Raw genomic sequence first — 21,986 nt, 5'->3', positions numbered from 1 at the left:
CACAGGTCCAAGCGGCAATCTGTATCTGCCTGTCAGAAGGAGATTTTCATGAGCGAGAACCAGGGCACCCGCCCCGAAGACCACACCGAGCCGGAGCGCGCCGAGCAGGCCGTGCCGGAGCGGCCGGCCGCGCCGTCGCAGCCGGCACCGTCGTCCGCCGCGCAGCCCGCCGCCGCGACGCCGTCGTACGCGGGCCAGCCGCCGCACCCGGGCGCACCTCAGCGTCCCGGCGCGCAGCCGCCGTACGGCCAGGCGCCGAGCCGTCCCTACGGGGCACCGCCGCAGGGCTACGGCGCCCCCCAGTACCCCTATGCCGCACCCGGTGCGCACGCCGCGTCGGCGACCCAGCCCACCCAGCCGCTCGGCGGCGAGCAGGCGTCCTCCGCCGCGTCGGGCAAGTCGGGCATCGGCGCCGGTAAGGTGGCCGCGCTGATGGTCGCCGCCGCACTCGTGGGCGGAGCCGCCGGTGTCGGCGGTGCATACGCGGGCGTCAGCATCTGGGGCAACTCCCAGACGGTCGCCGCCTCCGGCCCCGTCTCGGTGACGGTCAACGACAGCGAAGATGTCAACCAGATCACCGGCATCGCCGCGAAGGTCGTGCCGAGCACCGTCACGATCTCGGCCAGCGCCGGTGACTCCGCCGGCGGTACCGGTTCGGGGGTCATCCTGAGCGAAGACGGCTATGTCGTCACCAACACCCACGTCGTCACCCTCGACGGCGCGACCTCCGACCCGACGCTGTCGGTCACCACGGCCGACGGCCGGGTGTACGACGCCGAGATCGTGGGCCTGGACCCGCTGTACGACCTCGCCGTCATCAAGCTGGTCGACGCCGAGGGCCTCACCCCGATCGAGTTCGCCGACTCCGCCGACCTCAACGTCGGTGACGCGGCGATCGCCGTCGGTGCGCCGCTGGGCCTGTCCAACACCGTCACCAACGGCATCGTGAGCGCGCTGAACCGTTCGATCCAGATCGCCTCGTCCGCCGCCCCGGAGACCCCCGAGGACGGCTCGCCGCAGGCCCCCGACAACGGCCAGGACGGACCGTTCTACTTCGACTTCGGTCAGGGTGAGCCGCAGCAGGCCACCTCGACGATCTCGATCTCGGTGCTGCAGACCGACGCCGCCATCAACCCCGGCAACTCCGGTGGCGCGCTGGTCGATTCCGAGGGCAAGCTCATCGGCATCAACGTCGCGATCGCCACGGCCGGATCCTCCAGCGAGTCGGGTTCGATCGGCGTGGGATTCTCGATCCCGTCGGACATCGTCAAGCGCGTCACCGACGAACTGATCGAGACCGGTGAGGCCTCGCACGGCCTGCTGGGCGCCATGGTCGCGCCCGCCGCGAGCATCGAAGGTGCCACCACGACGGGTGCGTACATCAGCGAAGTGACCGAGGGCGGCGCCGCCGCCGAGGCGGGGCTGCAGCCCGGCGACATCGTCACCGGCTTCGACGGTCTGCCGATCACCGATGCCACCGACCTCACCGCGCAGGTGCGCGCGGTCGCCGGCGGCAGCGACGCGACGCTGACGGTCGTGCGCGACGGTGAGACCCGCACGGTCGAGGTCACGCTCGGCGAACTGACCGACTGACGTTCCCGCACGCCGACCCAGGACGCCACCCCGCGATAGGCTCGCGGGGTGGCGTCCTTCTCGTTCGGTGCGGGTAACGCCGGCAAGCTGGCCCGCATCCCGTTGTACGCGGCGGGCCGCCTCGCCGGCGCCGTGATCCCCCGCACCTCGGGGGAGTGGGTGTTCGGCTCCGCCGCGGGCCTCGCCGACGGCGGCTGGGCGCTGTGGACCGAAGCCGTCGAGACACATGGCGCGAACGGCACGTGGCTCACCGGCAACGCCGACCAGGCGCGGGAGGCGCAGCGGCGCGGTGTCCGCTGGGCGCCGAAGTCCTCGCTGCGCGGCTATTGGCGCACCGCCCGCGCGCGCGTCGTCGTCGTCACCCACGGGTTCGGCGATGTGAACCGGTATGCGGTGTCGGGTGCCTTCGTCGTGCAGCTCTGGCACGGCATCCCGCTCAAGCGCATCGGCCTGGACTCGCCCGAGACGCTCCGCAGCCGCTTTCTGCCGCGATCGCGATGGGTCAGGGCGCTGCTTCGCATCATGTATCGGCGGGCGGGTTCCGACATCGCCGTGCTGCCGGCCGCCTCCCAGCTGGTGCGGGGCCGTCTGGAGTCCGCGTTCGGGCTCCCCGTCGGGCGTGTCGCGGTGACGGGCGAACCGCGGGTGGACGTGCTGTCCAGCGGCACCGCCGACGAACGCCGCGCCGCGGGCCGCGCGATCGTCGAATCGGCGACCGGTGTCGTCGCTGCGGGCACCCGGTTCGTGCTGTACGCGCCCACGTGGCGTGACGGCGACGAGGACCCGTCCATTCCGGATACCGCCGAGTGGCGGCTCATCCTCGACGTGCTCGAGCGCCACGACGCCGTGCTGCTCGTGCGCCCGCACCACCTCGGTGCCGGCCGCTACGCACCGCCCGCGGGTAGCGACCGCGTGCGCCTCATGGGCAGTGACGTCGTCGCCGACGTCACGCCGGCGCTGGCGGGCATGGACGTGCTCATCACCGACTACTCCTCGCTCGCCTACGACGCAGGGCTCATCCCGCTGCCCGTGCTGTACCTCGCTCCCGACCTCGAGGCCTATGCCGCGCGCCGGGGGTTCTACGGCACGTACGCCGAGGTCGCGGGACCCGATCCGGCGTCGGATTGGCAGACGGCCTGTCGTCAGCTCGACGCGGTGCTGGGCGACCCCGATGCCCGTGACGAACGCATCGGGCGTTCCCGGCGGTTGAGCGATCGGGTACACGCGTTCCGCGACGGCGGCAACACCGCGCGGGTGTACCGCGTGATTCTGGCGGGTCTGGCCGCACGATCGAAAGGATCCGCATGATCCGAGCACGCCTCATCGCCGACGACGGCGCGGTCCTGGAGCTCTCCGGCACGGGCGCGCGCCCCGCCGACGCGCAGTTGATCGGCCCGCGGGCGCGGGTGAGCGCGAAGGTCACCGGCCGTGGCGCCTCGTGGCGGGCGGTCTTCGCGCTCCGCACGGCGCGCTGGGGCGGCGAGTCGCTGCCGCTGCCCACGGGCGCGTACGAGGTGCACATCACCGGCGCCGAGGGCGCGTCGGTGGAGGCGATCGACAGCGTCGCGCTCACGATGCTCGGCACCCTGCGCGCCGAACTCGACGGCGGTGTGCTGCACGTCGGACCTCCCGTGGACCCGGCCTATGACTCCGGCGACGGTCAGGCGGCGCTGGAACGGCGCTATGCGACGCGGCCGGAAGCGCTGGAGAACGCGGTCTTCTTCGAGAGCTTCTACGGTCGCAACGCCAGCTGCAACCCGTACGCGATCGACCGGGAGCTCGCCCGGGTGGCCCCGGGGGTCGCGCGCTACTGGAGCGTCGTGGACCTCTCGGTCGCCGTGCCCGACGGCGCCATCCCCGTCGTCGAGGGCTCTCCGCAGTGGTGGCGGGCACGCGGCGCCTCACGGCTGCTCGTGGTCAACGACTGGCTGCGCCGCCGGTTCGAGCGCCGCCGCGGCCAGGTCGTGCTGCAGACCTGGCACGGCACGCCGCTCAAGCGCCTCGCCCTGCACCGACCCGGGTTCGACCTCCGTCGCGCCGTCGCGGTCGTGCGGGAGGCGCGGCGATGGAACGTGCTGCTGGCGCAGAACGCGTACGGCGCCGGCATCATGAAGAAGGCCTACGCATTCCTCGGCCGCCCCATCTGGGTCGAGGGGTACCCGCGCAACGACGTGCTCGTCACCGGAGACGGCGCCCCCACTCGCGCCGCTCTCGGCATCGGAGCCGACGAGCGCGTGCTGCTGTACGCGCCGACCTGGCGGGAGGACCGCGAGCAGATGGTCGACTTCATCGACCCGGGCGCGCTGGCCGAGGCGGCGGATGCCGTCGTGCTCGTGCGCGGACACTCCCGGACCCTCATCCCGGGGCGCGATGCCTCGGGCCCGCGGGTCATCGACGTGACGGCTTTCCCCGACACGGCACGGCTGCTGCTGGCGGCGGATGCGCTCATCACCGACTACTCCTCGGTGATGTTCGACTTCAGCGTCACCGGAAAGCCCATGTACTTCCTCGTGCCCGACCTCGAGCACTACCGGGGAGAGCTGCGCGGCTTCTACTTCGACCTCGCGGCGCACGCACCGGGCGCCGTGGTGCACTCCGCCGATGCGCTCGTCGCGGCGCTGGCCGACGAGGGCGCGACCGAGCGTTTCGCCTCCCGCTATGCCACGTGGCGGGAGCGCTTCAACGCCCGCGACGACGGTCACGCCGCCGAGCGGGTCGTCGCCCGCATCCTGGACCAGGGCTTCGTCGAGCGCTGAGGGCCGGCGCTACGGCAGTGGCGTGTTGCGGGTGCCCAGACGCGACGTGTCCACGGTGTCCTGGGCGCCGCGCAGCACGCCGCGGATGAACCCGGCACCCCACGCGAGGTGCATCGAGGGGAGTACGGCGAGGGTCCACAGCTTGTCGCGCCAGCCGGTGCCGCCGCCCGGTCCGATCGCGACCGCCGCGATGAGCAGCACGTATGCCGCGATGGGTACATAGGCCAGGCTCGCCACGAGCGACCAGGGGCCTGACAGCACTCCGGCCAGCTGCAGCGCCGCGATGACGAGCGCGAACACGGTCAAGACGACCAGCGCGGGCGGGGCGAAGTAGCGCACCGAGTTGCGGCGTCCGTAGCGGCGCACCAGCTCGCCACGCCACGTGCCGGTGGCGAAGAACTGGCGAACGAGCCGGGTCCAGCTCTCTCGCGGCCAGTATGTCACGGCCAATCGCGGATCGAACCAGACGCGGTAACCCGCGCGCTGGATGCGCAGATTCAGTTCCCAGTCCTCCCCTCGGCGGATGGACTCATCGAACATGCCGACTTCTTCGAGCACGGCACGGCGCATGACGCCCAAGTACGCCGACTCGGCCGGGCCTTCGTGCGCACCGCCGTGGTAGGCGCCCCCGCCCAGGCCGATGGGGGAGTTGTAGGCTCGCGCGACGGCACGCTGGAAGGGCGTGCGGCCGTCGGCGCGCATGATGCCGCCGACGTTGGCCGCCCGCACCCGATCGAGCGTCTCGAGCGCGTCGCGGGTGTAGTCGGGGGCGAGGTCGGAGTGCGCGTCGACACGCACGATGGTGGGGTAGCGGCCCGCACGGATGGCGAGGTTGAGTCCCACCGGGATGTCGGCGGCCGGGTTGTCGACCAGCACGATGCGACTGTCCGCGTCGGCCAGGCGCCGGGCGAGCTCGGTGGTGCCGTCGGTCGACGGCCCGAGCGCGAGCACCAGCTCGACGGGGCGGGGTGCGACATCCTGCTGCAGCACGGCGCGGACGGCCCGGAGGAGATAGTCCCGCTCGTTGAGGACCGGCATGACGAAGGTGACACCGGCGTCTGCCGCGACCACGGGTGCGTCCGTGCCGGGGAGGGAATCGGCGTCGTGCATCAGTCGATCATGTCACGCGTCGGCGTCGGTAGGCTGAAGGGGTGGGTGTCGTATCGGATGGACGCAAGGCCGCCAAACTGCTGAGAAAGGCCCTCGTCAACCGCTCCGCGGTGGGGGAGGTGCGCCGGGCGCTCAACGCCCGGGGACCGCATCCTTCGATGCACTACCGCGTGGCGGTGTACTTCGCCGACGGCGCCGTGAACATGTACCAGATGCGGCAGTGGTACAAGCCGCTCGCCGAGCTCGCGCACCGCTGGCCGGTGGTGGTGCTCAGCCGCAACGCGACGGGAGCGCGGGCACTCGTGGACGACGGCGCGCTGCCGGTGGCGTTCGTGCCGACCGTGCGGGACCTGGAGCGCGTCATCGCCGACCAGGACATCCGCGTGGTGCTGTACGTCAACCAGAACACCCGGAACTTCCAGATGTTCCGGTACGGGCGGCGCTGGCACGTGTTCATCAACCACGGCGAGTCCGACAAGATGTACATGACCACGAACCAGTTCAAGGCGTACGACTACGCCCTGGTGGCGGGCGATGCCGCGCGTGAGCGGCTGGGCCGCGTGCTGTGGGACTACGACCTCGAGCGGCGCACCATCGAGATCGGCCGGCCGCAGGCCGACCACTACTCCGGCGCGCTGCCGTACGTGCCCGACCAGCGCACCGTCGTGCTGTACGCGCCGACGTGGGAGGGGGATCGCCCCTCTGCCCACTACGGCTCGATCGTGACGCACGGCGAAGCGCTGACGCGCGCTGTGCTGGCCAGCAGCACCCACCGCCTCATCTACCGGCCGCATCCGCGCTCCGGTGTCGTCGACGACGAGTACGGTGCCGCCAACGCGCGCATCATCGCGGCGATCGCCGCGGCGAACGCCGCCGATCCCACGGCGCAGCACGTCTTCGATCACGGCCCCGACCTCGGCTGGCAGCTGTCCGCAGCGGACGTCGCGATCGTCGACATCTCCGCCATGGTCTACGACCGGCTCGCCGCTGATCGACCGCTCATGATCACCCGGCCCACCGACGTGCGGGCGAGCATCGACACGCACGGCTACCTGTCGGCGTGCGAGTGGCTGTACGCGGAGCGTGCGGGGGACATCCTGGCCGAGACGGACCGCGTGCTGTCGGATCCCGAATCGGTGACCCGCCTGCAGGAGTGGGTGCGCCGCTACTTCGGCGACACGAGCCCCGGGGCGGCCACGGCGCGTTTCCATGCGGCGATCGAGCAACTGATGTCGGAGTGGGACCGCTGGCACGAACTCACGGCCGACGATCCGGTGGACGACGCCCAGGACGACGCCGAACTCGACGACGCCGAGTGACGCGCTACAGTGCCGGCGCCGCGACGATTCGTTCGATGGCCCGCAACGGAATGGCGATCCACGTCGGGCGGGAACGCGCCTCGTAGGCGGCCTCGTACACGGCCTTGTCCAGTTCCAGCGCGGCCAGCAGTTGCCCGACCCTCGGCACGCGCGCGCCGGCGCGCGCGCGGTACCCGGTGAGGAAACTCTCCCGGGCGGGTGTGCCGATGACGTGAGTGCTCAGCGCGTCGGGCACGGTGCTCGTCGCCCGCGCCACGAGCGGCAACTGGTACACGGCCGTGGGCAGCGTGCCTTCGTCGGCGACGAGCAGCGTGCGCACGCGCACTCCCGGTTCGTCGACGGGCATGTCCCACGAGGCGACATAGCGCAGGTGCAGTGCGCGGCCCTTGGCGGCGTACCAGCGCTGGCGCGGCATCCAGGCGGCCAGGCACGCCAGCGTACTGTCCATGCTCGTGAGCGTATTGCCGCGCGCGCACACTGTCGAGGCGCCGCCCGGCGCGCGGTCACCGACGCGGCGGCTCCTCCGCAGATGTCGGCTCGTCCGGCGCATGCTCGGGCAGCGACACGGGGATCGACACCGATGCGACGTCGCCCGCAACGAGCGCGAGTGCATCCGGTGCGGCGCCGGCGCCGAGGGTCCCCGCAGGCGGGCCCGGTTCCCACGGTTCCGACGGCAGGCCGGCCCACTCGGTCGGTTCCTCCGGACGGTTCATGAACATTCCCACCCGACCATTGTGCGCCTTGCGCGGGACGGTGTCGCCGCGCAGGTTCAGTCGGGGGTGGGGCCGTCGTCGGTGCGTTCGGGGTCGTGGGCCTTCGCCGCGATCTCGCGTCGGCGCGGTCGCACCGTGCCGCCGACCTTCTTCGCCGCGCGTTGCACGCCGAAGGCGGCGCCCATGCTCGCCGACGCGAGGGCGGTACCGGCGCGGCGGACGCCCCGCACGGCACCGTGCTCGAGGCGTACCGACCCTTCCTTCGGCTCGAGCTCGGGAGGGTAGGTCGACGGGGGCGCACCGAAGCCCTGCCGTGCGGTGATGAGCACGCGGCGGCCCAAGATGTGGTTGCCCGTGCCGCCGACGGCGGCGCCCACGCCGAACGGGAGCGCCTTGCCCACCATCGATGCGCCGCCCTTGGCGGCGAAGCGGCGGACGAACGATGACTTCAACCGATCGACGAGCGGGCCCACCGCCGCGCGGGGGAGGGTCTTGGTGATGAGTTCGCCCCAATACTTGTCGCGCGGTATTCCCTTGCCCGCGACCTGTCCCGCGAGTTGCGAGACGAGGTCCACGCCCTCCTTGCCGAGGAGCAGAGTGAGTACGAGCGCCCGGGCGCGGTCGGGGTTGTCCACCGGGATCCCGTGGAGCTCCGACATCGACTGTGCGAACAGCGCGGTCGCCTCGAGGAAGCCCACCGTCTCCACGCCGCTGAGCGCGAGAGTGACGCCGGTGCCGACGCCCGGCACCACAGCGGTGGCGCCGACCGCCGCACCGCCCGTGGTCACGGCGGCGAGATAGCGGCGTTCGAGCATGCCCGCGATCTGCGCGTTGGTGGCCTGCGGATGCCGGAGGCGGATGCTGCGCAGATGCGCGACCACGGCCGGCCGCTGGATCGCCAGCACGCGGTCGAGAACGCGCACCAGACGCGGATGCTCCTCGGAGCCCACCGGCGGCAACCCACCGTCCCACGGGGCGTCTTCCGAGAGGGTGTGGATGCGGTACACCTTGTCGGCCATGGGCAGATCCTATGCACGCCGTGCTGGGCGCCCGCTGGGGCGCACCGGTTCAGACGTAGAGGTTGGCGCGCTCGAGGTCCTCGGCGAAGTCGACCTCGACGGCGTACAGGTCGGAGATGTCCAGAGGCTGCAGGCGCACGCCGTCTTCGGCGATCGCGAGCTCGAGGCCGCGCTCGAAGTAGTCCTGGTCGTCGACACGCGAGAGCTGGCGCATGAACGCGCGCTTGTCGGCAGCGGAGATGTAGTTGATGCCGACAGCCTCGCCGATGCCGCCGATGACCGTCTTGGACAGCTCGTTGATGTACCCGGCGGCATCCACCGTGTACTTCACCTCTTCGTCGCTCACCTTCGCGGTGTTCACGGTGACGAACGAGCGCTCAGCGTCGATGAGGGCGATCGCACGGCCCAGCACGCGCGGGTCGAACACGACGTCGCCGTTCATCCACAGCACGCCGTGCTTGCCGGTGGCGGCGAGCGCCCGCAGCAGCGACTTGGACGTGTTGGTCTGGTCGTAGCGGTCGTTGTAGACGTAGTCGGCGTCGGGGAACGCTTCGACGACGGTTTCGGCACGGTAGCCGACGACGGTGGTGATACGGGCGGCCTTGCCGAAGGCGGCACGGATGTTGTCGTGCTGCTGCTGCATGATGCTGCGGCCGTCGCTGAGTTCGGTCAGCGGCTTGGGCAGGCTGCGCCCCAGACGCGAGCCCATGCCCGCGGCGAGGATGACGGTCTGAAGAGTCAAGGGGTTACTCCTGAAGTCTGAGTTCATGGTCGGTTCACCGAGAAGACACCCCGTTGTGCCTGGTCAATGGTAGCGAAGACACCTGAGAAGCCTCAGAATCCCCCCGGTCTGTTGTCGTTTCGTGACAAATGAACGCTGTGTGACGTCGCGCCGGATGCGGCGGCTGCGCGGTGCGATCTCCTTGATACCGTGGACGGGTGACAGCGTCGCTGCCTTTGCCCCACGACTCTGATTCGGACGACGTTCCGGAGCAGCAGTTCGTGGCGCAATCGGGGCCCCGGGCTCTGCCGGCGCCGCGGAAGCCCCGCCCGCGCAAGCCCGCGAAGAAGGCCGAACCGAAGCGTGCGGCATCATCCACCGCGGCGCTCGTCCCCCCGCCGTTGCCCTCCATCCCGGCGGAACAGGCCGCCGCGGCGCGCTCCATCAGCCCCGTTCCGCCCAAGCCCCCCGAGCCGGCCGGGGAGGTCGCTGCGCGGCTTGCCGCGGCACCCGCGATGGCTGCGGATCCCGTCGACACCGTGCCGCCCGAGCCCGCCGCAGGTCCCGCACCGGAGGTCGTGGCAGAAGCGGACAGCGAACCGTCGCCGGCCCCCGACACCCCCGTCGACGCGACCGGACAGCTGGGAATCGCCCCGGAATCTGCCGCCGAGGACACCGCCGCCGACGACACCGAGACCGTCACCGCGGCCGAACCGGTCGTCGCGGCCGAACCCGTCATCGACGTCGAGCCGATCGAGGTCGAATCCCTGCCGGAGACCGAGGTCTTCGCCGACGTCGAGGCCGTGACCGCGGTCGTTTCCGCGATGGACGAGCACCCCCTCGAGGATCACACCACGCAACTGCCCGCGCTGGCGCTCCGAGGGGTCACGAAGCTCTTCGGCGGCACCGCCGCCGTCGACGGCATCGACCTCACCGTGCCCGCCGGATCGTTCTACGGCCTGGTGGGGCCGAACGGTGCGGGCAAGACCACGACTCTGTCGATGATCGCGGGCCTGCTGCGACCCGATCGCGGCAGCATCCGCATCAACGGTGTCGATGCGGCATCCGACCCGGCGGGCGCGAAGCGACTGATGGGCGTGCTGCCCGACCGGCTGCGCACCTTCGACCGGCTCACCGGTCGCCAGCTGCTGCACTACTACGGGCTGCTGCGCGGCCTGCCCGCCGGCGTCGCCGACAGCCGCGCCGCCGACCTCGCCCGCGCCTTCGACCTCACCGATGCGCTGTCGCGCCCCGTGTCGGACTACTCCGGCGGCATGACGAAGAAGATCATGCTCGCCGGCGCCCTCATCCATTCGCCGCGGGTGCTGGTGCTCGACGAGCCGTTCGAAGCCGTCGACCCGGTCTCCAGCGCCGTCATCCTCGACATCCTCGGTGCCTACGTCTCGCACGGCGGCACCGTGATCCTCTCGAGCCACGGCATGGACCTCGTCGAGCGCGTCTGCTCGCGCGTCGCGGTGATCGTCGCCGGGCAGGTGCTGGCCGAGGGCACCGTCGACGACGTGCGCGGCGAGCTGACCCTCGAGCAGCGCTTCGTCGAGCTGGCAGGCGGGCTCAGCGACGTGGAGGGCCTCGAGTGGCTGCACACGTTCTCCGGCTGAGGCTCGCGCTGCTCACCGGCGCCCTGCGCGGCGACACCGGGCACGTCATGCGGATGGCGGCGGGAGCGGTGGTACTCGCCGTCGCCGTCGCCGCGGCCTGCGGGGCGCTGCTGGGCCTCACCGACGCCTCGGCGGAGATCACTCTCACCGTCACGGTGCTGTGCGGCTCCGCCGTCACCCTCGCGTTCGCCGCCGCGCCCCTGGTGACCGGCATCGAGGACCCGCTGGATCCACGCCGGTTCGCGGTGTTCGCGATCGCTCCGGGGCCGCTGGCCGCGGTGCTGGTGGGTGCCGGTCTGCTCAGCGTCCCGGTGTTCGCGCTCGTGCCGCTCGCCGTGTGCCTCGTGATCGTCTGGGCGGCGCACGGCGTCGCCTGGGGCGTGGCCGTGCTGGCGGTCGTGTTGGGCCTGCTCACCTGCGTGCTCCTCGGGCGCGTCGCGTACGCGGTGGCTGCGCTGGTGTTCAACGAGCGGCGATCGCGCGAGTTGACCGGGATCTTCCTGCTCGCCGTGCTCGTGGTCGCCGTGCCCATCGTCGTCTTCTTCGCCTCGCTGGAGTGGGGTCGGCGCGTGCCGTCGCAGCTCGTCGAGGTCGCCGGCCTTCTCACGCTCACCCCGCTCGGGGCCTCGCTCGGGGTCGCTGCCCGCACCGATACCGACGGCTCGTCGTGGATTCCGCTTGCGGTTGCCCTCGCGACCCTCGTGGTGCTCGCGGGGCTGTGGGTCCTGCTCGTGCGGCGGATGCTCACCACCACCCCCCGCCCGATCGCGGCGCGCGGGCGCGGGGGTCTCGGCTGGTTCGCGATCCTGCCGGGCACCCCGGGCGGTGCCGTGGCCGCGCGCAGCCTCGTGTACTGGATGCGTGACCGGCGGTATCTCGTGAACATCGTCGTCATTCCGGTGGCCGCCGCCCTCACCATCGCGCCGCTGGCGATCGTGGGCGTGCCGGCAGGGGCCATCGCCCTGGTCCCGGTGCCGCTCATGGCGCTGTTCCTCGGCTGGCTGCCGCACAACGACCTCGCCTACGACCACACCGCCATCTGGATGCACATCGCCAGTGCCATGCGCGGCGTGTCCGACCGCATCGGCAGGCTCGTGCCGGTGCTGCTGGTGGGGGTGCCGCTGCTGGCGGTCACGATGCCGCTGGCGATCTGGGTGCACGGTCGCTGGGCGGTGCTGCCGGCTCTGGTCGGCGTGTGCGCGGCGCTCTTCTTCTCGGGTCTGGGCCTGTCCTCCATCGCCTCCGCCCTCGCCCCGTACGCCGTCTCGCGGCCGGGGGACAGTCCGTTCCAGCAGCCAGAGCGCACCGGGGGAGCGATGTCGCAGGCACTCGTGCTCGTCGGTGCCCTCGTCGCCGCGTTTCCCGCGCTGTGGTGGGGCTGGCTCGCGCTCACCGGCGACGCGAGCGAGGCGTGGGTCGCATTCTGGGTGGGGGCGGTGAGCGGGGTGGTCGTGCTCGTCGCCGGTGTCCTGATCGGTGGCCGTATCTTCGAGCGGGGCAGCACCCGGCTCATGGAGTTCGCCGAGGCGACATGACCGCCGCAGGCGTCGCCACCGCGGATAGACTGACTGACCATGAGCACGCCGATCGACAGCCCCGACCAGGGCGGCCTTGCGACCCTTGACCGCGAACTCGAGGAGCTCATTCGCGAAGAGAGCATCGAACCAGGCGATCATGAGCGCTTCTCCCACTATGTGAAGAAGGAGAAGATCCTCGAATCCGCGATCACCGGCAAACCGGTGCGGGCACTGTGCGGGAAGAAGTGGACACCGGGGCGCGACCCCGAGAAGTTCCCCGTCTGCCCGTCGTGCAAAGAGATCTACGAGTCGCTGAACAAGTAAGCGCCCCGGCGAGCGTCAGGCCACATCGACGAACCGGGTCGGCAGCGCCGGCTCGGAGCGGCTGAGGGCGAGCGCGCGCACCGGCAGCTCCTCGCGCACCCGCAGGTGGTGCTCGCGCGCGGCGGTGACGCCGGCAGGACCGAGATGGGCGGCATCCGTCTCGCCAGCGTCGACGAGCGTGACCTGCAGTGCCCGTGCCTGGGGGTGATCGGCGGCCGTCGGCATCGACTCGAAGCCGTCGGCGACCGCGATGAGTTCGCTCGTGGCAACACCGCGCTCGAGGGTGCGGAAGGCGGCCTTGCGGCCACCTTTCGACGCCTTGTCGGTGGATGCCTTGGCGACGCTGACCCACGAGCCCGCGGCATCCTGGCGGGCCACGAGCTTGAAGACCATGCCCGCCGTCGGAGTGCCGGAGCCCGTGACGACCGACGTGCCCACGCCGTAGGCGTCGACGGGGGATGCCGCCAGCGCGGCGATCGCGAACTCGTCGAGGTCGCTGGTCACCGTGATCCTGGTCGTGGTCGCCCCCAGCGCGTCCAACTGGGCACGCACCTCTGCGGCGACCGTGGGCAGGTCGCCGGAGTCGATGCGCACACCCCCGAGAGCGGTGCCGGCGACGCGGATCGCCCTCTCGACGCCCGTGCGGATGTCGTAGGTGTCGACGAGGAGCGTCGTGTCGCCTCCGAGGGCGGCGATCTGCGCGCGGAAGGCTTCTTCCTCGGTGTCGTGCAGCAGCGTCCACGCGTGCGCGGCTGTGCCCATGGTGGGGATCCCCCACGTGCGACCGGCCTCGAGGTTGCTCGTGGCGCCGAACCCGGCGATGTAGGCCGCGCGGGCGGCGGCGACGGCGCCGTGCTCGGAGGCGCGGCGCGAGCCCATCTCGGCGAGCGGGCGGTCGCCGGCGGCGATGCTCATGCGGGCGGCGGCATTGGCGACCGCGGAGTCGTGGTTGAGCACGCTCAGGGCGATGGTCTCGAGCACCACGGCCTCGGCGAACGATCCTTCGACGGTCAGCACGGGCGAACCGGGGAAGTACAGCTCGCCCTCGCGGTAGCCGGTGATCGTGCCGGTGAAGCGGTAGTCCTCGAGGAACCGGACGGTCTCGGCATCGACCACCTTGTTGTCGCGCAGGAAGCGCAGTTCGTCCTCGCCGAAGTGGAAGTCCTGCAGCTGTTGCAGCAGCCGACCGGTGCCGGCCACGACACCGAAGCGGCGGGCGCCGGGCAGGCGCCGGCCGAACAGCTCGAAGACGCAGCGCCGCCGGGCGGAGCCGTCGTGCAGCGCCGCGTCGAGCATCGTCAGCTCATACCGGTCGGTGAACAGCGCGGTGCTGGGCACACGGGCAGGACCGGAGGACGCGTCGTTCATGGGGGCCAGCCTATCCAGGCGCTCGCGTAGGCTGGGAACGTGAACGACGCCCCCATCGGAATCTTCGACTCCGGCGTCGGCGGACTCACTGTGGCCCGCGCCGTGTCGGCGCTGCTGCCCCGCGAGTCGACCCTGTACCTCGGAGACACCGCGCACTCCCCGTACGGACCCAAGCCGATCGCCGACGTGCGCCGCTACTCGCTCGAGGTGCTGGACACCCTTGTCGACGAAGGCGTGAAGATGCTCGTGATCGCGTGCAACACCGCGTCGTCGGCGATGCTGCGCGACGCCCGCGAGCGGTACGACGTGCCCGTGGTCGAGGTCATCAACCCGGCCGTCCGCACCGCGATGTCCACGACCCGCAACGGCCGCATCGGCGTGATCGGCACGGAGGGCACCATCGCCTCGCGTGCCTACCAGGACATGCTCGAAGTGAACGTGAACCTGCGCGTCTGGGCGCAGGCCTGCCCTCGCTTCGTCGATTTCGTCGAGGCGGGCGTCACGGATTCGCCCGAGGTGCTGGCCGTCGCGGAGGAGTACCTCGCGCCGCTGCGGCACGCCGGCGTCGACACCCTCGTGCTCGGCTGCACCCACTACCCGTTCCTGGAGGGTGCCATCAGCTACGTGATGGGACCCGATGTGTCGCTGGTCTCCAGCGACACCGAGACCGCCAAGGACGTGTACCGTCAGCTGGTGTCCCGCGATCTGCTCGCGGGCCCGGATGCCGTAGCGCACCACGACTACCAGGCCACCGGATCGTCCGCCGACGACTTCCTGCGGCTGGCGCACCGACTGATGGGGCGCGAGGTCAGCACCGTGCGCCTCGTGCAGACCGGCGCGATCGACCTTCCCCGCTGAACTTCAGGAGAGACATGACCGACATCACCCGAGCCGACGGTCGCGCAGTCGACCAGCTGCGCCCGATCACGATCGAACGCGGCTGGAGCGCGCACGCCGAGGGGTCGGCGCTGATCTCGTTCGGCGGTACCAAGGTGCTGTGCACCGCATCGTTCACCAACGGCGTGCCGCGCTGGCTCACCGGCAAGGGCAAGGGCTGGGTCACCGCCGAGTACGCGATGCTGCCGCGGGCGACGAACTCGCGCAACGACCGCGAGTCGATCAAGGGCCGCGTCGGCGGTCGCACGCACGAGATCTCCCGCCTCATCGGCCGGGCGCTGCGCGCCGTGGTCGACACCAAGGCGCTGGGCGAGAACACGATCGTCATCGACTGCGACGTGCTGCAGGCCGACGGCGGCACGCGCACCGCCGCGATCACCGGTGCCTATGTCGCCCTCGCTGACGCGATCGCCTGGGGGAAGCAGAAGAAGTTCATCGCGCAGCGCTCCGAGGTGCTGATCGACTCGGTCGCCGCGGTATCGGTCGGCATCATCGACGGCGAGCCGATGCTCGACCTCGCCTACGTCGAGGATGTCCGCGCCGAGACCGACATGAACGTCGTCGTCACCGGGCGGGGCCTGTTCGTCGAGGTGCAGGGCACCGCCGAGGGCGCGCCGTTCGACAAGCGCGAGCTGGATGCGCTGCTCGAATTGGGTGTCAACGGCTGCGGCGAGCTGCGCGAACTGCAGGCCGCGGCGCTGGCCGTGACCGACGCGGTCTGAGGCGGGCGCACGTGAGTGAGCAGAGCGTGACGAGTCGCCCCGACCGGGTGGTGCTGGCGACCCACAACCCGCACAAGGTCGAGGAGTTCCAGTCGATCGTGCGGGCCACGCGACCCGATCTGGACGTCGTCGGCTACGACGGCCCGGAGCCGATCGAGGACGGCGTGACGTTCGCCGAGAACGCGCTGATCAAGGCGCGCGCGGCGGCCGCGCACACCGGGCTGCCTTCGCTCGCCGACGACTCCGGCATCTGTGTCGATGTGCTCGGCGGTTCGCCCGGGGTGTTCTCGGCGTACTGGGCGGGGCACACGAAGGATGCCACGGCCAATCTCGAGCTGCTGCTCGACCAGCTCAGCGACGTCGCCGATCCCCACCGCACGGCGCGGTTCGTCTCGACGATCGCCCTGGTCATCCCGGGCGGTGCCGAGCACGTCGTCGAGGGCAGCTGGCCCGGTCGTCTGGCCACCGCGCCGCGGGGTGAGGGCGGCTTCGGCTACGACCCGATCTTCATCCCCGACGACCAGCCGCAGGGCGCGGAGCGCACCGTAGGTGAATGGTCGGCGGGAGAGAAGAACGCCGCCTCGCACCGCGCCCGCGCGTTCGCCGCGCTGACACCGCTGCTGGCCGACCTCTGAGGCTGAGAATCACGATCATTCCCGTCTAGGGCTCTCGGGCGGCGCGGGCCGCCGGCGCGTCGTAGCGTGGAAGCATGCACGACCACGCACCCGCACGCGGCATCCGCGGCGCCGGCGACCGGCGCCTGCTGGCGGTGTCGCTGACGATCACCTCGGTGGTGCTCATCGTGCAGGTCGTGGGTGCGATCCTGTCGGGTTCGCTCGCGCTGCTGGCCGATGCCGGCCACATGTTCACCGATGCCGCGGCGCTCGTGATCGCCCTCGTCGCGAGCACGATCGCGGCGCGTCCGGCCGACGACCGCTCCACGTTCGGCTACCAGCGGGCCGAGGTCCTGGGTGCGCTCGTGAACGGCGTGATCCTGTTGGCACTGGCGGGGTGGATCGTCGTCGAGGCGGTGGGGCGCCTGATACGACCGGAGGTCGTGGAGGTGGCCGGCGGCCTCATGCTCCTCGTCGCGATCGCGGGGCTGGTCGCCAATGCGGTGGCACTGTGGCTGCTGAGCGCGGCGCAGAAGCACAGCATCAACGTGCGCGGCGCGTACCTCGAGGTGCTCGGCGACCTGCTCGGGTCGGCAGCGGTCATCGTCGCGGCCATCGTCATCCTGGTGACCGGCTGGACGCAGGCGGATGCCGTGGTGTCGCTGGTCATCGCGGCGCTCATCGTGCCGCGGGCCGTGACGCTGCTGCGTGAAGTGGCTTCGGTGCTCGGCGAGGGGGTGCCGAGGGGCATGCAGGTCGCCCGGATCCGCGAGCACATCCTGGAGACACCCGGGGTCGTCGACGTGCATGACGTGCACGTCTGGCAGCTGACGCGCGGCGCTCCGGTGTTCATGGCGCACGTCGTGGTCGACGAGGCGTGCCTCGCCGATGGCCGCGCCGCCGGCATCCTCACGCGGTTGCAGGAGTGCCTCGCGGACCACTTCGACGTCGCACACTCGACCTTCCAGCTGGAGCCCGCGGGACACGTCGAGAACGAGGCGCACGCCTGAGGCGCGTACGGGGCAGCCTCGGATCGCGTCAGGAGTCCTCGCGGGTGACCTCGTCGGGGGTCTTGTCGGGCCGCAGACCGCGCCAGCGGGCGTGACGCAGGGTGCCGCCGGGGGTGAACTCGGCGTGCTCGACCTCCGCGACCGTCTCGGGCCGCACCCAGAGGGCGTCGGAGGCGTCGGCACGGGGGATCCCGACGAACGGATTCTCGTCGGTGCGCAGCGGCGTGAGCACCTGGTCGAGGCGGGCCAGGGTGCGGTCGCTGAACCCCGAGCCGACGCGCCCGACGTACTGCAGGCCCTCGGGCCCCGGGATGCCCAGCAGCAGTGAGCCGATCTCGCCGGTGCGCCCGCCCTTGCCGGGCCGGATCGCTCCGATGACGACCTCCTGGGTGTGGGTGATCTTCACCTTGAGCCACTGCTCGGAGCGCTGTCCACCGCGGTAGGTCGACGCGGGGTCCTTCACGACGAGCCCTTCGAGGCGGTGGCGCCGCGCGGTGGCGAGCGCGACGTCGATGTCGTCGAGCACCGGAGGCACGTCGATGTGCGGTGGCGCAGTCGGCAGCGTTTCGAGCAGGGCGCGGCGCTCGCGCAGGGGAAGTGGTGCGAGGTCGAGGCCGTCGTACCCGAGCGCGTCGAACAGGTACCACGAGGTGGGGATGCGTGCGGCCTCGCGGGCGATGTCGCGGTGGCCCGTGAGGTGCATGCGGTTCTGCAGCAGCGCGAAGCTGGGGCGGCCGGTGTCGTCGAGGGCGACGATCTCGCCGTCGACCGTGACCGGTGTGGTCCCGAAGGCGGCCGCCGCCGCTGCGGTGAGTTCGGGATACCGATCGGTGATGTCGGTGCCGTTGCGGCCGCGCAGGTGCAGCGTCGCGCCGTCCCAGACCCCGAGCGCCCGGATGCCGTCCCATTTCAGCTCCGCCCATGCGCGGTCGCTCCAGCGCCTGGCCGCGTCGTGCGCGTGTGCCGGCGAGGCCGTCGTGGCGAGCATGGGCCGGAGGCCGCGCGGCTCGTCCGCGGTGGATCCGCGGCCGGCATCGCTCGCGCCGCCCCCGGATTCTGACGTTTCACGCCTTCTCTCAGCCGTATGCAACTTCCCGCTCACACGACGACTGTGGTCCGTGTCCGTGTCCGTGTCCGTGTCCGTGTCCGTGTCCGTGCCCGCAGCCGCATCCCCATCTGCGTGCGCGGGACTGCCGTGGATGTCGTCGTCGGTGGGAGCCGACGTGTCGTCCGCGAGCGGCTCAGCAGCACGGTGTGAGCGGGAACTCACATGCGAAATCGAGCGACTATCCGAGGTTTCGGCGATATCGGGTTGGGTATCACGGCCTGCGTCGGCATCGGCGGTGCCCGCGGTGCCCGCGGTGCCCGCGGTGCCCGTCTTCATGCGGTGCAGCAGCCAGGTCGACTTCTCGCCCGAACCGTCGGTGCGGATGAGAGCCAGCCGCACGTCACCGAGCGGCCCGCCGGGCCGGCCGTGCACCGTGAAGATGATCTCGTCGTCGCGCCACTTCTCCAGGTCGTACACGCCTTCGTCCCAGATCGTCACGGTGCCGGCGCCGTACTCACCGCGCGGGATCTCGCCCTCGAACGTGCCGTACTCCATCGGGTGATCCTCGGTCATGACCGCGAGGTGGTTGCGCGCGGGCGTCTCCGGCACGCCCTTGGGCACCGCCCAACTCACCAGCACCCCGTCGCGCTCGAGCCGGAAGTCCCAGTGCAGCCGTGAGGCGTGGTGCTCCTGGATCACGAACCGGGGGAGCCCGGATGCCGCGCGGGCACCGAGTGCGTTGCCGGGCACGGGCTCCGGGGTCGCCCCAGCGGTGCGCTTGGCGATGTACGCCGCGAGCGGCCCATCGGCCGAGGTGCGACCGGCGGCGTGGAACCCGAGGGGGGCGAGCGGATCGCCCAGGCGCTCGGCGCGCTCGAGGACCTCGCCGAACAGCATATTCGCGAGCTCGGGATCGTCCAGCTCTTCCCACGTGCGGGGCGCGGCGACCGTGGGCTGCTCCCGTCCACGCAGCGAGTACGGCGCGATCGTCGTCTTCGACCCGTTGTTCTGGCTCCAGTCGATGAACACCTTGCCCGCGCGCTGGGCCTTGGCCATCTGGCTGACGACGAGGTCGGGATGGTCGGCCTCCACCGCGCGCGCGAGTTCGCGCGCCACGGCCGTCACCTGCTCGCTGGTCTGGGTGCCTGCCAGCGCCGCATACAGGTGGATGCCCTTGCTCCCGCTGGTCACCGGGTACGGTTCGAGCCCCATGCCCACCAGGATGTCGCGCAGCAACCGCGCCACCTCCGCGCACTCGCGCAGCCCCGTACCGGGTCCGGGATCGAGATCCAGCACGAGACGGTCCGGCGCTGAGCGCCCCCCGTCGGCGGCGACGCGCCACTGCGGCACGTGCAGCTCGAGGCTGGCGACCTGCGCGAGGTAGACCAGCGTCGGCCGGTCGCCGACGAGCGGATAGTCCTTCGCTCCTGTGGAATGGTCGATCGGGATGCGGGGCACCCAGTCGGGGGCGCCGCGCTCGAGGTCCTTCGCGAAGAAGGACGGCTGATCCACCCCCTCTGGCCAGCGCTTGCGCGTGACCGGCCGGCCGGCGACATGGGGGATCATCAGCGGCGCGATGCCGGTGACGTAGTCGATGACCTCGCCCTTGGTGGTGCCGGTGGCGGGGTAGAGCACCTTGTCGAGGTTGGTCAGCCGCAGCCGCCGCCCGTCGACGCGCACCAGCTGTCCCTCACGTGCCATGTCAGCAGGTTAGTGCGCAACCTCTAGGCGTGACGGGTGCGACAGGTGTTCACTGGTGGGATGAGGGCGATCTGGAAGGGTGCGCTGACCTTCGGACTGGTGAACGTGCCGGTCAAGGTCTACTCCGCGACCGAGGACCACGACCTGCCGCTGCACCAGGTGCACAACGCCGACGGCGGGCGCATCAGATACCAGCGCAAGTGCGAGGTGTGCGGCGAGGTCGTCCCGTACGCCGACATCGACAAGGCGTACGACGACGGCGAGCAGACGGTGGTGCTGACCGCAGACGACGTGGCGTCGCTCCCCGCCGAGCGCAGCCGCGAGATCGACGTGGTGGAGTTCGTGCCGAGCGAGCAGATCGATCTGCTGACGATCGACAAGGCGTACTACCTCGAACCCGACTCCGCGTCACCGAAGGCGTACGTGCTGCTGCGCAAGACGCTGGAGCAGACCGACCGTACGGCGATCGTGCGGTTCTCCCTACGGCAGAAGACGCGCCTGGCGGCGCTGCGGGTGCGCGGCGACGTGCTGGTGCTGCAGACACTGCTCTGGGCCGACGAAGTGCGCGAGGCGGCGTTCCCGTCGCTGGACGAATCGGTGCGCATCTCGGCGAAGGAGCTGGAGCTCTCGGCCAGCCTCGTCGAGAGCTTCGCGTCCGACTTCGCGCCCGAGGACTTCACCGACGAGTACCAGCAGGAGCTGCGCACCCTGATCGACGCGAAGCTCGAACAGGGCGACGCGCTGGACACCTCGGAGACGTTCGGCGAGAAGGAAGAAGCAGAGACGGGCGGCGAGGTCATCGACCTCATGGCCGCGCTGCGCGCCAGCGTCGAGCGGTCGAGGGCGGCACGCGGTGGCAGCAAGACTGCTGACGCAGCCACCGCGAAGCCGGCCGCCGCCTCGTCCAAGCCCACCGCCAAGAAGGCGCCGGCCAAGAAGGCGCCGGCCAAGAAGGCACCGGCCAAGAAGGCACCGGCGAAGAAGAAGGCGAGTTAGCGGCGCGGGTCGTCGTCGTCGAACTCGGGGCCGCGCTCGAAGATCTCCGGGTCGAGCACGAGATCTTCCGCCTCGTCGGCATCGGTCACGACGTCTTCACCGGCGGCGGCAGCCTGCTTGGCCTTGCGGCGTTCGGAGATGTAGTGCCAGAGCGTGATGATCGCGGTGCCGCCGACGGCGGTGAGGAGGATGAGGTCGATGTACTCCTGCACGAACCACGCGACCGGCGGGATGAAGCCGATCACGTAGCCGAACATCGTCAGGCCGAAGCCCCAGAGGACGGCGCCGATCAGGTTGTACAGCGTGTACTTGCCCTTGTGCATGTGCCCGACGCCCGCGGCGACGGGGGCGAAGGTGCGCACGATCGGTACGAAGCGCGCCAGGATGATCGTCAGTCCGCCGAAGCGCTCGAAGAACGCGTTGGTGCGCTCGACGTTCTTGCGGCTGAACAGGCCTGATTCTTTGCGTTCGAAGATCGCCGGCCCGCCTTTGTGGCCGATGTAGAACCCGACTTCGCCGCCGACGAAGGCGGAGAGGCCGATGAGCAGAGCCACCCACCAGACGCTGATGCCGAAGACACCCTCCGGCGCGTACGGCTGAGCGTGGGAGAGCAGGCCGGAGATGACCAGCAGCGTGTCGCCGGGCAGCAGGAAGCCGACCAGCAGCCCGGTTTCAGCGAAGACGATGAAGCAGACCACCAGCAGCGCCCAGGGCCCGGCCGCCGTGATGATCTGCTCCGGGTCCAGCCACGGGATCAGCGCGGTCGGTGCAGTCAATGCGATGTCGAACACAGGGATCCCGTCCGTTGTCCGCGTGGGCGGCCGTCACTGGCAGCGGATGCCGCAGCATCCGTCGTGCGGAAGGTGGGACTTGAACCCACACGCCCGAAAGCACAGGAACCTAAATCCTGCGTGTCTGCCGATTCCACCACTCCCGCGG

The 21,986-nt window shown here is 71.0% G+C and carries 20 protein-coding genes and 1 tRNA gene; 12 read left to right on the top strand and 9 right to left on the bottom strand.

Annotation, left to right across the window (positions count from 1 at the left end):
* Positions 1–48: 48 nt before the first annotated feature.
* From H9651_RS03730 to H9651_RS03720, 3 genes are read left to right on the top strand one after another with little or no spacing between them, the layout of a single operon-like run.
* Entirely contained in the window at positions 49–1,593 is a 1,545-nt protein-coding gene (locus H9651_RS03730; protein WP_191717754.1) for a S1C family serine protease, read from the top strand.
* A 48-nt stretch (positions 1,594–1,641) separates the two neighbouring features.
* Complete coding sequence (locus tag H9651_RS03725; protein ID WP_191717753.1) at positions 1,642–2,901, top strand: CDP-glycerol glycerophosphotransferase family protein; 1,260 nt, start codon at positions 1,642–1,644, stop codon at positions 2,899–2,901.
* Positions 2,898–4,349 (top strand): CDP-glycerol glycerophosphotransferase family protein, encoded by a 1,452-nt coding sequence (locus tag H9651_RS03720; RefSeq protein ID WP_191717752.1) that lies wholly within the window; start codon positions 2,898–2,900, stop codon positions 4,347–4,349. The genes H9651_RS03725 and H9651_RS03720 overlap by 4 nt, the downstream gene beginning before the upstream one ends.
* A 9-nt stretch (positions 4,350–4,358) precedes the next feature.
* Here the strand turns inward: H9651_RS03720 and H9651_RS03715 are convergent, their stop codons facing one another.
* The gene (locus H9651_RS03715; protein ID WP_191717751.1) at positions 4,359–5,459 is read right to left on the bottom strand and encodes a glycosyltransferase family 2 protein; all 1,101 of its coding nucleotides are present in this window, start codon (positions 5,457–5,459) and stop codon (positions 4,359–4,361) included.
* A 41-nt stretch (positions 5,460–5,500) separates the two neighbouring features.
* On the opposite strand from H9651_RS03715, the gene H9651_RS03710 reads away from it, so the two are divergent.
* Positions 5,501–6,778, top strand: coding sequence for a CDP-glycerol glycerophosphotransferase family protein (locus H9651_RS03710; protein WP_191717750.1), 1,278 nt, complete (start codon positions 5,501–5,503; stop codon positions 6,776–6,778).
* Positions 6,779–6,782: 4 nt separating this feature from the next.
* Here the strand turns inward: H9651_RS03710 and H9651_RS14970 are convergent, their stop codons facing one another.
* The 4 genes from H9651_RS14970 to H9651_RS03690 are packed head-to-tail and all read right to left on the bottom strand — an operon-like array spanning position 6,783 to position 9,252.
* Positions 6,783–7,226, bottom strand: a complete 444-nt coding sequence (locus H9651_RS14970) for a maltokinase N-terminal cap-like domain-containing protein (protein ID WP_191717749.1) — start codon at positions 7,224–7,226, stop codon at positions 6,783–6,785.
* A gap of 55 nt (positions 7,227–7,281) precedes the next feature.
* Positions 7,282–7,503, bottom strand: a complete 222-nt coding sequence (locus tag H9651_RS03700) for a hypothetical protein (RefSeq protein WP_191717748.1) — start codon at positions 7,501–7,503, stop codon at positions 7,282–7,284.
* Positions 7,504–7,547: 44 nt separating this feature from the next.
* Entirely contained in the window at positions 7,548–8,510 is a 963-nt protein-coding gene (locus H9651_RS03695; protein ID WP_225216319.1) for a hypothetical protein, read from the bottom strand.
* A 49-nt stretch (positions 8,511–8,559) separates the two neighbouring features.
* Positions 8,560–9,252: a phosphocholine cytidylyltransferase family protein gene (locus H9651_RS03690; RefSeq protein WP_191717747.1), complete on the bottom strand. Its 693-nt coding sequence runs from the start codon at positions 9,250–9,252 to the stop codon at positions 8,560–8,562.
* A gap of 494 nt (positions 9,253–9,746) precedes the next feature.
* Here H9651_RS03690 and H9651_RS03685 point away from each other — a divergent pair, with 494 nt between their 5' ends.
* Genes H9651_RS03685 through H9651_RS03675 form a run of 3 tightly spaced genes read left to right on the top strand, consistent with a single transcriptional unit; the run spans position 9,747 to position 12,691 of the window.
* On the top strand, positions 9,747–10,850 hold the full coding sequence (locus H9651_RS03685) for an ABC transporter ATP-binding protein (protein ID WP_191717746.1): 1,104 nt from the start codon (positions 9,747–9,749) through the stop codon (positions 10,848–10,850).
* Complete coding sequence (locus H9651_RS03680) at positions 10,826–12,385, top strand: hypothetical protein (RefSeq protein ID WP_191717745.1); 1,560 nt, start codon at positions 10,826–10,828, stop codon at positions 12,383–12,385. The genes H9651_RS03685 and H9651_RS03680 overlap by 25 nt, the downstream gene beginning before the upstream one ends.
* A gap of 39 nt (positions 12,386–12,424) precedes the next feature.
* Positions 12,425–12,691: a DUF3039 domain-containing protein gene (locus H9651_RS03675; protein WP_191717744.1), complete on the top strand. Its 267-nt coding sequence runs from the start codon at positions 12,425–12,427 to the stop codon at positions 12,689–12,691.
* Between the two features lie 15 nt (positions 12,692–12,706).
* On the opposite strand, the gene H9651_RS03670 is transcribed toward H9651_RS03675, so the two are convergent.
* Complete coding sequence (locus H9651_RS03670; protein ID WP_191717743.1) at positions 12,707–14,059, bottom strand: nicotinate phosphoribosyltransferase; 1,353 nt, start codon at positions 14,057–14,059, stop codon at positions 12,707–12,709.
* A 39-nt stretch (positions 14,060–14,098) separates the two neighbouring features.
* Here H9651_RS03670 and murI point away from each other — a divergent pair, with 39 nt between their 5' ends.
* From murI to H9651_RS03650, 4 genes are all read left to right on the top strand, one after another.
* Entirely contained in the window at positions 14,099–14,917 is an 819-nt protein-coding gene (gene murI, locus H9651_RS03665) for a glutamate racemase (RefSeq protein WP_191717742.1), read from the top strand.
* Positions 14,918–14,931: 14 nt separating this feature from the next.
* Positions 14,932–15,678, top strand: coding sequence for a ribonuclease PH (gene rph, locus H9651_RS03660; protein ID WP_191717741.1), 747 nt, complete (start codon positions 14,932–14,934; stop codon positions 15,676–15,678).
* An 11-nt stretch (positions 15,679–15,689) separates the two neighbouring features.
* Positions 15,690–16,313: an RdgB/HAM1 family non-canonical purine NTP pyrophosphatase gene (gene rdgB, locus H9651_RS03655; protein WP_318244747.1), complete on the top strand. Its 624-nt coding sequence runs from the start codon at positions 15,690–15,692 to the stop codon at positions 16,311–16,313.
* Positions 16,314–16,387: 74 nt separating this feature from the next.
* Entirely contained in the window at positions 16,388–17,302 is a 915-nt protein-coding gene (locus H9651_RS03650) for a cation diffusion facilitator family transporter (protein ID WP_191717740.1), read from the top strand.
* A 28-nt stretch (positions 17,303–17,330) separates the two neighbouring features.
* On the opposite strand, the gene ligD is transcribed toward H9651_RS03650, so the two are convergent.
* Positions 17,331–20,051, bottom strand: coding sequence for a non-homologous end-joining DNA ligase (ligD, locus tag H9651_RS14635; RefSeq protein WP_225216318.1), 2,721 nt, complete (start codon positions 20,049–20,051; stop codon positions 17,331–17,333).
* Between the two features lie 60 nt (positions 20,052–20,111).
* Between ligD and ku the strand changes: the two genes are divergently transcribed.
* Complete coding sequence (gene ku / locus H9651_RS03635; RefSeq protein WP_191717739.1) at positions 20,112–21,047, top strand: non-homologous end joining protein Ku; 936 nt, start codon at positions 20,112–20,114, stop codon at positions 21,045–21,047.
* On the opposite strand, the gene H9651_RS03630 is transcribed toward ku, so the two are convergent.
* Together H9651_RS03630 and H9651_RS03625 are read right to left on the bottom strand one after the other, a co-directional pair.
* Positions 21,044–21,823 carry a DedA family protein gene (locus tag H9651_RS03630; protein WP_191717738.1) on the bottom strand — a complete coding sequence of 260 codons (780 nt, stop codon included), beginning with the start codon at positions 21,821–21,823 and terminating at the stop codon, positions 21,044–21,046. The two genes, ku and H9651_RS03630, sit on opposite strands and share 4 nt — an antisense overlap.
* Before the next feature lie 79 nt (positions 21,824–21,902).
* Positions 21,903–21,984, bottom strand: a tRNA-Leu gene (locus H9651_RS03625).
* Positions 21,985–21,986: the final 2 nt, after the last annotated feature.

The organism is Microbacterium pullorum, assembly GCF_014836535.1.
Lineage (GTDB): Bacteria > Actinomycetota > Actinomycetes > Actinomycetales > Microbacteriaceae > Microbacterium > Microbacterium pullorum.
This window is presented reverse-complemented; position numbering and strand designations above follow the sequence as displayed.

Coding starts and splice junctions, on each gene's coding strand:
- ligD (WP_225216318.1), bottom strand. CDS start 20,051: ATGGCACGTGAGGGACAGCTGGTGCGCGTCGACGGGCGGCGGCTGCGG.
- H9651_RS03670 (WP_191717743.1), bottom strand. CDS start 14,059: ATGAACGACGCGTCCTCCGGTCCTGCCCGTGTGCCCAGCACCGCGCTG.
- H9651_RS03685 (WP_191717746.1), top strand. CDS start 9,747: ATGGCTGCGGATCCCGTCGACACCGTGCCGCCCGAGCCCGCCGCAGGT.
- H9651_RS03650 (WP_191717740.1), top strand. CDS start 16,388: ATGCACGACCACGCACCCGCACGCGGCATCCGCGGCGCCGGCGACCGG.
- H9651_RS03730 (WP_191717754.1), top strand. CDS start 49: ATGAGCGAGAACCAGGGCACCCGCCCCGAAGACCACACCGAGCCGGAG.
- H9651_RS03675 (WP_191717744.1), top strand. CDS start 12,425: ATGAGCACGCCGATCGACAGCCCCGACCAGGGCGGCCTTGCGACCCTT.
- rph (WP_191717741.1), top strand. CDS start 14,932: ATGACCGACATCACCCGAGCCGACGGTCGCGCAGTCGACCAGCTGCGC.
- H9651_RS03720 (WP_191717752.1), top strand. CDS start 2,898: ATGATCCGAGCACGCCTCATCGCCGACGACGGCGCGGTCCTGGAGCTC.
- ku (WP_191717739.1), top strand. CDS start 20,112: ATGAGGGCGATCTGGAAGGGTGCGCTGACCTTCGGACTGGTGAACGTG.
- H9651_RS14970 (WP_191717749.1), bottom strand. CDS start 7,226: ATGGACAGTACGCTGGCGTGCCTGGCCGCCTGGATGCCGCGCCAGCGC.
- H9651_RS03715 (WP_191717751.1), bottom strand. CDS start 5,459: ATGCACGACGCCGATTCCCTCCCCGGCACGGACGCACCCGTGGTCGCG.
- H9651_RS03695 (WP_225216319.1), bottom strand. CDS start 8,510: ATGGCCGACAAGGTGTACCGCATCCACACCCTCTCGGAAGACGCCCCG.